General features: G+C 35.7%; 12 protein-coding genes. 3 read left to right on the top strand and 9 right to left on the bottom strand.

Annotated elements, in window-relative coordinates; genetic code table 11:
• Positions 1-163 precede the first annotated feature (163 nt).
• The gene (locus tag NSQ89_RS03050) at positions 164-1261 is read left to right on the top strand and encodes an ABC transporter ATP-binding protein (RefSeq protein ID WP_061797584.1); all 1098 of its coding nucleotides are present in this window, start codon (positions 164-166) and stop codon (positions 1259-1261) included.
• Positions 1262-1326: 65 nt separating this feature from the next.
• Here NSQ89_RS03050 and NSQ89_RS25300 read toward each other — a convergent pair whose 3' ends face one another.
• Entirely contained in the window at positions 1327-1776 is a 450-nt protein-coding gene (locus NSQ89_RS25300) for a hypothetical protein (RefSeq protein WP_373694325.1), read from the bottom strand.
• A gap of 114 nt (positions 1777-1890) precedes the next feature.
• Between NSQ89_RS25300 and NSQ89_RS03040 the strand changes: the two genes are divergently transcribed.
• Positions 1891-2094, top strand: coding sequence for an alpha/beta-type small acid-soluble spore protein (locus tag NSQ89_RS03040; protein ID WP_031535675.1), 204 nt, complete (start codon positions 1891-1893; stop codon positions 2092-2094).
• A 52-nt stretch (positions 2095-2146) separates the two neighbouring features.
• On the opposite strand, the gene NSQ89_RS03035 is transcribed toward NSQ89_RS03040, so the two are convergent.
• The 5 genes from NSQ89_RS03035 to NSQ89_RS03015 form a co-directional block, all read right to left on the bottom strand.
• On the bottom strand, positions 2147-2902 hold the full coding sequence (locus NSQ89_RS03035) for an alpha/beta hydrolase (protein ID WP_341132241.1): 756 nt from the start codon (positions 2900-2902) through the stop codon (positions 2147-2149).
• Positions 2903-2912: 10 nt separating this feature from the next.
• Complete coding sequence (locus NSQ89_RS03030; protein WP_418789639.1) at positions 2913-3947, bottom strand: FecCD family ABC transporter permease; 1035 nt, start codon at positions 3945-3947, stop codon at positions 2913-2915.
• Positions 3931-4953 (bottom strand): FecCD family ABC transporter permease, encoded by a 1023-nt coding sequence (locus NSQ89_RS03025; protein ID WP_095258887.1) that lies wholly within the window; start codon positions 4951-4953, stop codon positions 3931-3933. Before NSQ89_RS03025 ends, NSQ89_RS03030 begins: the two co-directional genes overlap by 17 nt.
• Positions 4954-5043: 90 nt before the next feature.
• Complete coding sequence (locus NSQ89_RS03020) at positions 5044-6000, bottom strand: iron-hydroxamate ABC transporter substrate-binding protein (RefSeq protein WP_336045039.1); 957 nt, start codon at positions 5998-6000, stop codon at positions 5044-5046.
• 103 nt (positions 6001-6103) lie between these two features.
• Positions 6104-7723, bottom strand: coding sequence for an AraC family transcriptional regulator (locus NSQ89_RS03015; RefSeq protein WP_341132240.1), 1620 nt, complete (start codon positions 7721-7723; stop codon positions 6104-6106).
• 127 nt (positions 7724-7850) lie between these two features.
• On the opposite strand from NSQ89_RS03015, the gene NSQ89_RS03010 reads away from it, so the two are divergent.
• Complete coding sequence (locus NSQ89_RS03010) at positions 7851-8660, top strand: alpha/beta hydrolase (protein WP_047943026.1); 810 nt, start codon at positions 7851-7853, stop codon at positions 8658-8660.
• Between the two features lie 432 nt (positions 8661-9092).
• Here the strand turns inward: NSQ89_RS03010 and NSQ89_RS03005 are convergent, their stop codons facing one another.
• The 3 genes from NSQ89_RS03005 to NSQ89_RS02995 all read right to left on the bottom strand — a co-directional run bounded on the left by NSQ89_RS03005 (position 9093) and on the right by NSQ89_RS02995 (position 14571).
• On the bottom strand, positions 9093-11105 hold the full coding sequence (locus tag NSQ89_RS03005; RefSeq protein ID WP_095258774.1) for an ABC transporter ATP-binding protein: 2013 nt from the start codon (positions 11103-11105) through the stop codon (positions 9093-9095).
• The gene (locus tag NSQ89_RS03000) at positions 11102-12862 is read right to left on the bottom strand and encodes an ABC transporter ATP-binding protein (RefSeq protein ID WP_341132239.1); all 1761 of its coding nucleotides are present in this window, start codon (positions 12860-12862) and stop codon (positions 11102-11104) included. Before NSQ89_RS03000 ends, NSQ89_RS03005 begins: the two co-directional genes overlap by 4 nt.
• Positions 12863-13281: 419 nt before the next feature.
• A complete protein-coding gene (locus NSQ89_RS02995) occupies positions 13282-14571 on the bottom strand; it encodes an MFS transporter (protein ID WP_047943023.1) in 1290 nt (429 codons plus the stop codon).
• Positions 14572-14987: the final 416 nt, after the last annotated feature.

Raw genomic sequence — 14987 nt, 5'->3', positions numbered from 1 at the left:
TTATTGGCTTTTTTTATGGAGAAATTTTTATGGAGAAATTTCTATACAAGTTCTTAGGCATTTTGCTCAAAACTCTGTAAGCGTTTTTCATGCATTTCGCCAATTTGAAAACGGTATCAAAAATGGTAAAGTAGAATTATCAAATTGGTAGGGGGAAAACAAAATGGCAGAACTAGTGTTAAAGAATATTTATAAAATCTATGATGAAAAAGTAGAAGCGGTTAAAGATTTTAATTTACACATTCAGGATAAAGAATTTATCGTATTTGTTGGTCCTTCTGGTTGCGGTAAGTCTACAACTCTACGTATGATTGCTGGTCTTGAAGATATTTCAAAAGGTGATTTCTATATTGATGAGTTACGTGTGAATGATGTTGCACCAAAAGATCGTGATATCGCGATGGTTTTCCAAAACTACGCTCTATACCCACATATGACAGTTTATGATAATATGGCATTTGGTTTAAAGCTTCGTAAATTCCCTAAAGCGGAAATTGAAGAAAGAGTAAATAACGCTGCAAGAATTTTAGGATTAGAAGAATATTTAAAAAGAAAACCAAAAGCATTATCCGGTGGACAACGTCAAAGGGTCGCACTAGGCCGTGCTATTGTTCGTGATGCAAAAGTATTCTTAATGGATGAGCCATTATCAAACTTAGATGCTAAATTACGTGTGCAAATGCGTGCTGAAATTTCAAAGCTTCACCAAAGACTTCAAACTACTACTATTTATGTAACGCATGACCAAACAGAAGCAATGACAATGGCTTCAAGACTTGTTGTTATGAAGGACGGAGTTATCCAACAAGTTGGTGCTCCAAAAGAAGTCTATGAAAAACCTGAAAATGTTTTCGTTGGCGGATTCATTGGTTCACCAGCAATGAACTTCTTTGAAGGAAAAGTAGTAGACAATAAATTAGTACTCGGCGATAATGCTTTCATTATTCCAGAAGGAAAATTAAAGACATTACGTGAACAAAATTATATCGGTAAAGAAGTTATTTTTGGTATCCGACCAGAAGATATTCACGATGAATTGGTATTCTTAAATAGTTCAGAAAATACAAGTTTTGATGCGAAAGTAGAAGTGTTTGAATTAACAGGTGCAGAAAGTCTTGTATATTCTACTCTTTCTGGAAAGGAATTTGTTGCTCGCTTAGATTCTAGAGCAGACCTTCAAGCTGGTCAATCTGTAAAATTAGCACTTGATATGAATAAAGGTCACTTCTTTGATAAAGAAACAGAACTTCGTATTCGCTAATAAAAAAAGTTAAATTCAAAGCTTACCTTGCTGATGCATGGTAAGCTTTTATTAATGGTTAGCCTCTATTCCTGGATAAACAATACCTCTTCTTGTCCACATTGTGGACAAAGCACAAGATGGGGGCATAAATGTGCAGATAAATCCTGATAGCCGTTTTCTAGCTTCATTTGATCAATCGGCATATAGGCACTATAGTCATCATAATAATCCATCACTCTGCCCTTGTCTTCTATGCGATAACCACAATTAGAGCAAGTTCTTTCTAAACTTTCCAAGCCATTACAGATAGGACAAATGGAGCCCATTTCAAATCCACCTCTCTTGATTCCGCCCCTAAAATCATCTTTTTTATGCGTTAAATTTATTCTTACCTTTAGTTTCTCTATTGATTTAGAAACTATCCAGCAGGAATAAAAGGAATTAATTTCCTTGATTTTTTCTAGAATAAGATAATGAAATCCAACCATAATAATAGTACAAGCAGCAACCAAGGTAAGAGCAAACATAAGCATCTATCACTTTCCATGATTATTGGGTTATACCTAGTGGTAGTAAGATATATCTTACAGACTGGTGCAATTCCAGTTAACCCAACCAAAAAAACAACTAGAAGGAGCTGGAACACAATGGCAAACAACAATTCTTCAAATCAACTTTTAGTACCAGGAGTATCTCAAGCTCTAGACCAAATGAAATACGAAATTGCATCTGAATTTGGTGTAAACCTTGGTGCAGAAACAACTTCTCGCGCTAACGGATCTGTTGGTGGAGAAATCACAAAACGCTTAGTACAAATGGCTGAAAAGCAACTAGGTGGATTTCAAGGCTAATTGAAAATTTAATATAATGGCTAGAGCCCTCCTAATTTTAGGGGGGCTTGCTTTATTTAGTGTATAACCACTTTATCGCATGGAGAAATTGTTGAATAAAGTACTCTCTTTTATGATCCGCACTTTCTCCCAGAATAAATTGATATTGTTCCTTTGGCAGTTTTTTAAAAAATACTTCATTTACCAGCAAAACATTTTCAACCATATACCTTTGGATATTCCCCTTGCTCTTTCCCTCGTCCTCACCAACATACAAAAAAACACTATTCTCCTTCTGCATCTCATTTTTTTGTACATAGGAAAGGCTGTGCGGATACCATAGTGACGGGGAAAGGAGCCCAAATTTAGAAAAATAGTCAGCAAAGTCATACATGGCATATAAAGAAATCAGCCCTCCTAAGGAGGCTCCTATCATTCCTGTGTTTTGTCGATCTGCTTTTGTTTGAAACATTGTATCAATATATGGTTTAATCGTTTGCGTAACAAAGGATAAATAGGCTTTTCCTTCCCCCTTAAATGGAGGCAAAGTGGGATTAAGACTAGGTGAATACCAAGGCGTATACTCATTAAGCCTCTCCTTTGGTTCAATTCCTACAAGTATTACTTCCTCTGCTATATCTAAAGAGAATAATTCTTCTAATTCATGTAAGATAGGATGAAAAAGATTTCCTCCATCATGAACGTAGATTACTGGAAAACTACTTGATAATTTATTATAAGAAGGTGGCAGGTAGATACTCAAAGTTCGAGTTTGTATCTGGACCTCCCTTAACGTTCCCCTCATTTTCCTACTTCTGTGACCATCCATTTATCTACCTCTACACTTTAGCTTTTACTAATAAATAAACAAAATAAGGTGCGCCAATTATACTTAAAATTATCCCAGCTGAAATTTCTGCAGGTGCGACAATTGTTCTGCCGATAAAATCTGCTATTAACATGAAGAGGCTGCCAATTAACCCACAAACTATCATAGAATTTCGATGTTTTAATCCAACTAACAGTCTTGCCATATGTGGAGACATTAGTCCAATAAAACCTATGCTCCCTGAAACAGACACACATGCTCCAATCATGCCAACAGCACATAATAATAATAGCCATTTTTCTTTTTCCACTTTTACTCCTAAACCAATCATTACTGTTTCTTGCAATTGAAATAAATCAAGCGAGTACGCCTTTCGAATAATAAATGGAATGATTAGTAAAAACCATGGTAACATTGCAAGAATAAATAACCAATTGGCATTATAAATACTTCCAGTCAGCCATACTGCTGCCATTTCAAAATCCTGTGCTTTCATTTTTAAGGACATATACATGGCCAAAGAACCAAATCCAGAATTTATGGCTATTCCAGTTAAAATGAGTTTTTGCGAGTTCAGTCTTTCTCTATCTTTTGCTAATAAAAAAATAACAAATGCAGCAATAAATCCTCCAACTAAGCCAATAAGCGGCATACTTAACACAATCCATAAGCTATCCTTATTAAGATTAAGCACTCCTTGAAAGAAAAACATATAGGTAACAATCGCAGCTCCGGCTCCACTGTTAATTCCTAATATTCCAGGATCCGCAAGACCATTTTTCGTTATACTCTGCAGGATAGAACCTGCAATCCCCAATCCGAAGCCAACAAAAATGGCCAAAATAATTCTAGGCAGACGGAACTCAAATATAACTAGATCCGTATTAGCATCAGGATGATAACGAAAAATACTCCTTCCTATATCTTGAAAAGAAAGAATATATTCTCCTTTGGATAAACTAATGATCATGATGATGAGACATAAAGCAATTAATACATAGATCGATACATAGGTTCTTTTTCTTTCATTATCCACGTTGAGTATTCCCTCCTCCCTTTGTCTTTATTAAATACAAGAAGAAAGGAACACCTAAGAAGGCTGTTACGATTCCAATTGGCGATTCAAAAGGGTAATTAATGAAGCGACTGAGAGTATCACATATAACGAGAAATATGGCCCCTATCATTCCAGAGCATGGAATTATTTTTCGATAGTCAACTCCAACTATCATTCTTGTAATATGGGGAATAATTAAACCGACGAAACCTATTTTTCCCGCCAGCGAAACAGAGATCCCCGTCATCACTACAACTGCTGTCATCGTTAAAAGTTGAATAATGAATGTTTTCTGACCAAGGGATGTAGCAATTTCTTTTCCTAACGATAAAATAGCAATCGATTTGGAAAGCGATAATGCCAAAACAATTCCAATAATGGCTATAGGAAAGCAAATAAGCAATAGATCATTATTAAGCTGGTGCAAGCGGGCATTATACCAGAAGCTCATATTTTGGGATACTTGAAAATAGGAGGCAATGGCAGAAGATAAACTGCTTAAAAAAGATCCAAAAACGGTGCCTATAATAGCAAGTCTTAAAGGAGAAAAACCATTCTTCACAACGGAAGCTAAACCTAAAACTAAGAAAACACCTAAGGCAGATCCGAGAAAAGAAAAAGCAACCATTTGAAAGGAGTTCAATCCTGGAAAAAATACAAAAGCAAGTGTTATCATAAATGCTGCACCATCCGAAACTCCCATTATGGACGGCGATGCTAAATAATTCCTTGTCATTCCCTGCATCATAGCTCCGGACATTGCCAAAAGGCCGCCTATTAATAATGTTCCTGCTGCTCTAGGAAATCTGGCTGTCCGGATAATGGTATGCTCCACATTTTCTGCATCAAAATTAAAAAAGGCATCAAAGACTTCCTTTAATGAAATATTCATTGTCCCTAACGAAATAGATAAAAGAATAACTGCAACACATAAAAAAGGCGCACTATATATAATCGCATATGCTCTTACTGTCTCTTTATCCAAATTTGACATCACCTGATCGAATGAACCTCCTTTCAAAAAAAGACCCCCACCAAGATGGAGAAATGAGGTGGGGATAATTCCGTTTCCTTGTTCGCTCTCTTATTTAAATAAACCAGCAAAAGCTTTAAGAAAAGTTGTTTTACTCCATGCAGTTCCCCCAGCTGCCAATGGATCGACTACATTTTCATACACTTGATTATTTTTAACAGCATCAAGGCTCTTCCAAATAGAATTATTCTCTAAATCAGCTAATGCTGTTGGACTATCGGTGTTTTCTGTTTCCTCAAACTGAATAAATAAGTAATCTGGATTCATTTCCGCTAATTTCTCTAATGAAATCATTTCCTGTGCTTTTGCTTTTTTTACTTCTTCAGGAACATCAAGGCCAAGGTCTCCATATAGAACGGGGTTAAAATATACCGTTTCAGGATAAATATATAAGCTGCCGCCTCTTAATCTCAGCATAACAACTTTTTTCTCAGCCAGCTTATCTTGAATGCCTTCTTTTGTCTCTGTAACGTTTTTTTCATAATCCGCAATGATTGTTTCTGCCTTTTCTGTTTTATTTGTCAATTGCCCTAGTAATATTAAATTAGCTTTCCAGTTTGTTGAAATGTGAGAAACAGGAATCATTGGTGCAACTTTATTTAGGTTGTCCGCCACCTCTGGTTGAAATTTACTTGTGCCCAGAATAACATCTGGTTTTAGCTGCAAGAGCTTTTCTACACTTGGCTGCATTTTTTCGCCAATTTGCTCTGCTTCCGACATCGAGTCGCCTAGATAAGCAGGGAATTTTCCAGCTGTTGCAATGGCACCTGCTGGTTTAATCCCCAGCATCGCTGCATCTTCCATCGCTTCTTGGCTTGCTGTTACAATTGTCTCCACTTTTGCAGGAATTTCGTATTTTTCCCCTAAATAGGTAACCTCTTGTGTCGTACTTTGTCCGTCCCCTTTACTATCTTTTATCGATGAAGATGTATTTTTTTCTCCCGTTTGACTACAAGCTGTTAATAATAAAAAAGCCGCTAGGAAAATAAAAAATAAATTCTTTTTCATATACTCTCTTTCCTTTCTCTATATAACCCTAATTGAGATTGATAACCTTTATCAATTAGAATTATACTGAAAAAAGCTCTGATTATAACATGGATAATTTCCGCTAATATGCTTGTACTTTTTCCTTTTCTATCATCAGCTCTCGGAGATTATCAAGAACTCTTAAATGGGAACTTGCAGAATACTCATTCCATGGATCTGAATGGATAAAAGCAACTTTCCTATTTTTAACTGCTGCTATACAATTCCATTCTATTGAGCATTTCAATTTGTCCCAAGCGTCAATTGTCTCCATATCCTGGCGAATATTAACAAATAAATAAGTTGGATTTAAGCTTACTAAGTCAGAAAGTGTAATGGCTTCGCTTAATTGAATATCTTCTTCAGGCTGTGCTGACGTAAATCCTAAATCTTTATACACAAGCTCAATAGCTGTTCTAGAACGATTGAGGACTATTGTATTTTTAAATAGGCTTACTACTAACACAGCTTCGTTCTGCAATGATTCCTTCAATAACTTTCTTGTTTCCTTTACTTTATCTTCATATATTTTTAAAAAGTTTTCTGCGTCTGTTTCGCAATTAATATAGGTCGCTATTTCTAACAATTGGTTTTTCCAACTGCTATTTTTGAATGAATAATAATAGACTGGTGCAATTTTTTCGAGTTCCTGCTTCTCTTCAGCTGATATATCATCCTTCGCGATTATTTTATCTAGTTTCACTGCAGACAGTTTTTGTATGTTGTTTTCCCATTCTGAATGAATCTTGTAGGTATTTAAATGGATAAGAATATCATCTCGAAAATTCTGATAATAATAATTGGTCCATTTAGGATGCAGTGGAGCTGCATAGGGAATTATCTGAAGTGCAAGTAAATGACCGGTAGTCGAAAAATCATAAGATGCAATCTTCACCTCTCGCTTCTTCCTATAAATCGTTGGCGGTATTCCAACGATTTTTTTGAACACTCTACTTAAATAAAATTCATCCGTATAACCAACGCTTGCTGCAATCACTCGCAAGCTATTCGATGTTTTGATTAGTAATTCTTTTGCCCCGCGTATACGGATTTCTGTTAAAAAATCCTGCACACCTATTCCATACTCTTTTTTAAAAAGCTGGGAGTAGTATTTAGGGCTTAGCCCCGCTCTTTTTGCTAATAAAGCGGTAGAAATCGCATCAGCATAATGCTTCTCCATATATCTTTTGGTCTCTTCTATCGCAATCATTGTATCTTTTGGAATTTTTTGCTGTTGATTGGTCACAAAATAATGAAAAATCATCGAACGTTTTGCCTTTTTTAGAAAATGATTATTTATTGATTCATCTTGTTCTAATTTGAACAGGTCCTCCATTATAGGCTGAATTGTGTCAGCTGACTGAAAAACAAATGATTTCAAGATACTTTTCTCATTCTTTAGCACTACTTTTGTATATGTATCCCTATTTATCGCTTTCTTTTGATACAATTGAAATGGCAGCAAATAATAGTCAGCACTGCAAGTTTTTTTAAATTGAAGTTGATAGGTGCTATCCGCTGGAATAAATAAAAGATCCCCTTTACTGAAGAGAAACTTATCGATATCAATCGATAGCATCCCTTCTCCCCTATTAATATAAATAAATAGATAACTAGTTGATAAAACTCGCTCTATCTTCTTGTCATATAATCGTTCTATACGGCCATAGTCTAATTCCATACTCTCCCAGTTATGAATCATCTCATTTTCCTCTCTTGTTATTTTCTTTATTTATATGTACAATATATTCACCTAATTAATATTGATAATCATTATCACTTATTTTACCAAATTATTGCATAGAAAGAAATAGGTGGCGATATTCTTGATGAAATGGAAAGAAAGCTTTTATATTCCCAATACAGAAATTTGGACATATTCTATTGATGAGACAAAAAAATATAAACTCTTTGTCTATATCCCAAATATTCCCGTTCCTGAAGATGGATTTCCTGTCCTCTATCTTTTGGACGGCAACGCTAATTTTGGTAGTTATGTAGAAGCGGTACGCTTGCAGACTAGAACACGAGAAAAAACCGGATTACATCCTGCTGTTATCATTGGTATAGGCTATGAAACTACTGAACCTTATAGTGAGGAAAGATATTTCGACTTTACTTTTCATGCAGACCAGACACAGCTTCCTAAAAATCCAACTGGCACACAATGGCCTCCTCTTGGCGGCGGCAGACAATTTCTTTCCTTTATCGAACAGAAATTAAAGCCATTAGTAGCGCAAAACATTCCAATAAACACAAAAAAGCAAATGATTGCTGGTCATTCACTCGGAGGTCTTTTTGTTCTTTATACACTCTTCACCGTCCCTTCTTCGTTTCAATATTATCTGGCAAGCAGCCCATCCATCCATTGGAACGAAGAGCAGCTATTAAAAGAGCTAGACTTCTTTCCCAAAAGGCTAAACAATCTAGACACAAATAAATTGCTGCTTACCGTTGGAGAAAAAGAGAAATCACATTTTACACAAATGCATCAAAAGGCAATTACTCTCTCTGAGAAATTGCAGTATTATCATTCTCCTTCCTTCCAGCATATTTTTCATGAATTTAAAGAAGAAGATCATCTTACTGTATTACTGCCATTAATCAATAAAACGATACGTTTTATAAATGATAAATGAATTTTACTAAAAAAGGTTTTAAAGCAATCAGGTGGGCTAATCCCTTTTTTGGAGGTTAAATCGGATAGAAGAGATGGAGGCGTGGTTATTATCAAAATAAAAATGAACTTAAATGCGGAAGAAGTGAATGTACAGAAGGTACAGACTTTATGGCCTTTAAAACAAACAAAATGTCTATAAATAGCGCAAATAAAATTTATACCATTTTGTTTAAACTGCGGAGAAGTCAATTTAATCCGTTTTGATATCGCTATTTTTATAAAAATAGCATACTAAGTTAAGGAAGTCTTCCCATAACTAAAAAATGGTACTAGCGTTTGCAAAATAATAGAATAGTTAAAGTTTACAGCAAAAAAACACCCGAGGCTTGCCATATAAAACGAATGCGGCAAATCTCGGGTGTTCCTATTTCTCCACAATAATTAACTTTTCCTAACTTACTAAACTTGCCCCTTGCTGCAACTGATACATTTGATAATACTTGCCCTTTCTTGCCATTAATTCGTCATGGTTCCCTTTTTCTACTATCTCCCCATGATCAAGGACAAGTATTTGATCCGCATTGCGAATCGTTGATAAACGATGGGCTATAATAAAAGTCGTTCTGCCTTCTTTTAGGACTTCCATTGCATGTTGAATTATTTGTTCTGTTTCTGTATCAATACTGCTTGTTGCTTCATCTAGAATTAGGATTGCTGGATCAAAGGCCAGAGCTCTTGCAAAGGAAATGAGCTGTCTTTGTCCGCTGGATAAAGTACTTCCCTTTTCTATCACAGGCTCATCATATCCTTTTTCTAAATGCTTTAATACTCTATCTGCCCCAACATCCTTCAATGCTTTCTCCACAGCTTCTCGTGAAATAGAAGGATCGTTTAAGGTTACATTGGACGCGATAGTTCCTGTAAATAGAAAAGGATCTTGGAGAACAATTCCCATATATTTACGAAGATCTTGCTTTGAAAATGACATAATATCTTTTCCATCTATCTTAATCTTTCCTGATTGAATATCATAAAAACGGAATAAAAGATTCATAATCGAGCTCTTTCCAGATCCCGTATGACCAACCAATGCAACTGTTTCACCTTGTTTTGCTTCAAAGGAAATATTCTTTAACACATAGTCGTTATCTTTATAGGCAAAGTTAACTTGATCAAAGGTGACATTTCCTTTATATCTTTCTAATGTAACATCTTTCACATCTATTCCATCTTCATCCAATAATTCAAATACTCGTTCCCCTGCAACAAGTGCTTGTTCTAAATTGGCCAATTGATTGACAATACCTTGTACTGGCTGGAATAGTCGGTTTATATAATCAACAAAGGCATAGAGCATTCCAAGAGAAAGTGCTGCAGCTGCTGATAAAGACTGACCAGCAACATACCAGATGAAAACAACAAATACGATGTTTCTTAACACGTTCACTAAGTTATGGGAAGTAAGACTGTTTAATCGAAGCATCTTATTTTGATAGCGAAAATGCTCGTTATTTAAATTCTCAAATTCTTTTCTCGTTTGTTTTTCTTTGCTAAACGCCTGAATGATATGCATCCCTTGAATAGATTCATTAACCATTCCATTAATATCACTAATTTTCGCTCGAATAACATGATTGTATCGGGAAGCAAATTTGCGATATCCGATCATCCATATATATAAAATCGGCAGTAAAATTAAACATATTGCCGCAAGTGGTGGATTTAAGATAAATAAGGCAATATAGATTCCAATAATATTAATTCCACTAGAGAAGAAGTTGGATAGGACTGTTACATATAGTTCCCTAATTGCTTCTGTATCGTTTGTTACTCTAGCAACTACTTTACCTGCAGGAAGATTATCGAAATATTTGATAGGCAACCGCTGAATTTGGGCAAATACATCTTCGCGCATTTTCTGAATAATTCGGTTGGCTGACTTTTGTAATAAATAGTGCTGGCCATATTGGAAAATGGCAGAAATAATGACTAATCCAAAATAAAAAGATAACAGCTTTAAAATAGGCGTAATCTCGGGTTTATAGAAATCAAATACTTCCGCATTTGATAACAGCGTGGCAGGATATGTTTCTACGTCTGTCCCTTTTCTTATAGTCAATGTTCCGTCATGAAACTCGCGACTTCCATCAAATGAAATCTTCCCTTCCACAAAAAGAAATTGTCTTCCCACTTGGAGGATTCTTACTTCTGCAAGCTTTTCTTCATCGGAATCAAGATACGCTGCTTTTTTGTAGAAATTCCCCTTATATTTTACTGCCTCTTTTGTTGATTCTGTTTGATACCATTGTGATTCAATCCCCGTTATATGATCATCAATTACCTTTTTAGCAACAAATGGACCAGCCAGATCGGCGATAACAGCAATTGTCAGCATGATTAACGCAGCAATAATAATACCTTTGAATTTTAATGCATATTGAAATAATCGTTTACCAGTAGTCATGCTTTCACCTCCGCTTCATCTGCCTCCACTTTTGTCTGTTGCGTTATATATTGTTCCTTATACCAGCCATTTTGTTTCATTAACTCCTCATGTGTTCCATGTTCTGCAATATGGCCATCTTCCATCACAATAATATGATCGGCATGCTGAACAGCAGTCATTCGATGAGTTGAAATAATCGTTGTTTTTGCTTGTCGTTCTTTCTTTATATTCGTGATAATTTTTTGTTCTGTTTTTGCATCTACCGCTGATAAAGAATCATCTAGAATGAGAATTTCTGGTTTACGGATAAGTGCTCTCGCAATCGATATCCGCTGCTTTTGTCCCCCAGACAAAGCTACTCCTTTTTCCCCTACAAGTGTTTCTAACCCCTCTGGAAGCATTTCGATATCCTGGTCAAAAGAGGCAAGACGAATTGCTTCTTCTAATTCTCCTTCAGCAGCACCTTCTTTTCCAAATAAGATATTTTCTCTCACTGTTTTTGAAAAAAGGACATGATCTTGGGGAACATAGCCAATCCAGCCTCTTAATGTATGCAAATCAATGGAATCAATGCTATTCCCATTAATCACCAGCTTCCCTTCCCCTTTCGGATATTCTCGAAGCAACTGTTTAATTATCGTTGTCTTTCCACTACCTGTTTTCCCAACAATCCCAACTGTTTCTCCTCTTCTAATAGTCAAATAGATGTCACGAAGATTCTCTTGTTTAGACGATGGATATTGAAATTGCACATCTTTGAACTGAATAATTTCAGGAACTTCTTCTGTTTTTCCATTCTCCGGATTACTTACATCCGCCTTGTAACTCAATGTTTCCTGGACCCGATCTAAAGAAGCGTTGCCTCGCTGCATAATATTCATTAATTCACCAACAGCGAACATTGGCCAAACAATCATTCCTAAATAAACATTGAATGTAACAAGCTGCCCAATTGTCAACTGCTGTTGAAACACTAAGTAAGCACCATATCCAAGTCCAATTAGATAGCTTAAACCAACAAGAATTCGAACAGTTGGATCAAATAAAGAATCTATTTTAGCCACATGTAAATTCTTCTTATAGACATCTTCTGTGAAATGATGGAATTGTTTTTGTTCTTCTTTTTCCAAAACATAAGCACGGATTACTCGGACTCCTGAAATAGACTGAAGAACACTATCATTCATATCACCAAATGCATCCTGTGCTTCCATAAAGCGTTTATGGATTCTCTCCCCATATATTTGCATGATAATGGCCATAATAGGCAGTGGAAGAATTGCTGCCAATGTTAATTTCCAGCTTACGGTAATCACCATTGTAATTAAAATCGTCAGCATAAAAATCGTAGAATCAACCAATGTCAAAATTCCAAATCCTGCTGTAACGGAAACAGCCTTTAAATCATTGGTTGCTCTGGCCATTAGATCGCCTGTTTTATTTTTTTCAAAAAAAGTTGGCGTCATCTTAAATAGATGATTCATAAATTTACTTCTTAACTTCAATTCTAAAATATTGGCTCCACCAAATAGCTTATACATCCAAAAATAAGTGATAATATACGTACTTATGGTGATCCCTGCCACCCCAAGTATATAGATCAATGTCTTATTGCTCGTTAATGATCCAATCGTTAGTTCATCAATAAACATGCCGAGGATTCTGGGCGGTAACACTTCTATAAACCCTACAAAAATTAAAAGAATAATAGCTATTGTATAACTCTTCCAATGTTCTTTAAAAAACCATTTTAATTTAAAAAATATCGAAAACATTCACTCATCCCCTGTCTCTCTTCATCTGCAACTAGCCACTTTCTAAATCCTTTAATGCCTTTCTTGCTTCTTTGATCATAACAATCATTACCTTCTCCTCCTTTATTTTTTGAAAACAAATGTTGATCACCCAATTAAGAATTTTTCCACAAAAAAAGAGACAGACCGCAACCATGCGATCTATCTCTTTTATGACAGAAAACTACACAGGCTACCTATATGGCAACCATCTACATCCGCACTAAAATGATCGAAAAGAAAGCAGAAGGTTACCGACATATGAAGTTATAAATACATCATGTCTATTTAGTCTTCTCATCGGTAACTCCTCCTTTCTCTACATTTATTTTCCAATATAATTGAGATTAACATGTAGATTTTATAATGTCAATTGCCATTATTCCGAAAATTAAAGATTTTTAATAATTTAATTGAACTTCTTCTTTTCCAGCTATTGCGTCTTTTGCCTCCTTTTCTTTTGCTAATTTAGGTAATACTAGGCTGTAATAAAAACCGACTAAAAGAAAGCAAGCACCGACAAACCAGTATATTATTTCAATAGAAAACCATTTAGGATAACCAATAGAGATAAGTCCTAATGTAATAGACTGTGACAGCATCATTAACGGGGTTATCCACCCTTGAACTCTTCCCATCATCTTCGGCTCAATAATCGTCGGCATCCAGCCTCCTATTGCAATATTAATCAGCGGAAGCCCCAGTGCTAAGAAGAAACAGATGGTTAAGAAGACTAAGATATTCGGTGAATAAGATGCCAAAATAGTCATTATGGCAATATAAAATGCGCCAGTGATAATCAACTTATACAATTTAACCTTCTGTGCAAGAAGAGAGGAAAGGAAACTTCCAATCATAACCCCTGCTCCAAAGACAATTCCAAAATAAATCGATACTTGTTCGTAATTATCAGGTGCTAGTTTATATTTCAAAATAAAGACCTGCATGACGCTAAATCCACCATTGACCACTCCAAAGGCAATAAATCCATATATTAATGCCATCAATAACTTATTGGTCAATATATATTTTAAGCCAATCATAAAGTCACTCCATATAAAGCGAATATTTAATTCCTTTAAAGTATGACTGCCATTAGGCTTTCGAACAGTTTCATCCAGCTTCATTGATTTAATAAGCAATCCGCTAATAGTTAAGGTTGCTACATCCACTAAGATTGCGCCATAAATGCCTAGTGTCCAATAAACAAATATTCCAATCGCATTACCAAATAACATAAAGATACTATTCACTAATTGATTTAATCCTGCTGCGGTTGTAAAATCATCTTTTTTTAATACGCCTTGCAGAATACCTTGTTCCGCTGGGAAAAAGAATTTTTGAACGGCACTTCTTAAAAACAACATCATAAAAATAAGTGGCATCCAGCCAATAAGAACTGCCCCCAACACAAATAGTGACAATACAGCTGCAATCATCTCACAATAATAGGCAATCTTTTGGCGGTCCATCCGATCTGCTACAACTCCGACTAAAAAAAACACGGCTAAAGTTGGCAAAGAAAACATTAATTCAGTCACTGTTGCATAAGCAGGCTGCTCAGAAAAACGATCGAGAATATAAAACATAAAAGCCGTTAAACCAATAACACTGCCCATTTGGGAAGTGACATTGGCAATAAAGAGTCTAGTAAAGCTCGTATTTTTGAATATTTCTGCAAATTTCTTCATCTATTATCCCTCATCCTTTAGTTGATGAGTTCATTTTAGCTTTCTTCCTTTGGAATAAGAACATTCATCCGATGGTTTCTTCGTCGGTCTACAGACGGAAAGAAATTCCATTATAAAGGCTGATGCTCCTCCATTTCAGTAAGGAAGTGAGGGTTCTCTTCCGATGAAAAATAGAGATTGCTCTGTTGTTACTTATTAACTATATCAGCAGGATGGGAGGCTCTATGCTCTCACTGTTCTCTTCTTTCTTTGTTCTGCTTTCTTTCGGTACAGTGACCCGTCCTCTTTTCCCTTTTCCCTTTTCCCTTGACTTCTCTTCCTCTCGGGCTCAAAGAACGCTTCTGTCCCCTTAGCAAGTAGCAAGCAAAACTTGCACGGACATATACCTTTTCTCCAAAACAAATAGGCTGTCCCTA

Source organism: Niallia sp. FSL R7-0648 (genome assembly GCF_038007005.1).
In the GTDB taxonomy this organism is placed as follows: Bacteria; Bacillota; Bacilli; order Bacillales; family Cytobacillaceae; genus Niallia; species Niallia circulans.
This window is presented reverse-complemented; position numbering and strand designations above follow the sequence as displayed.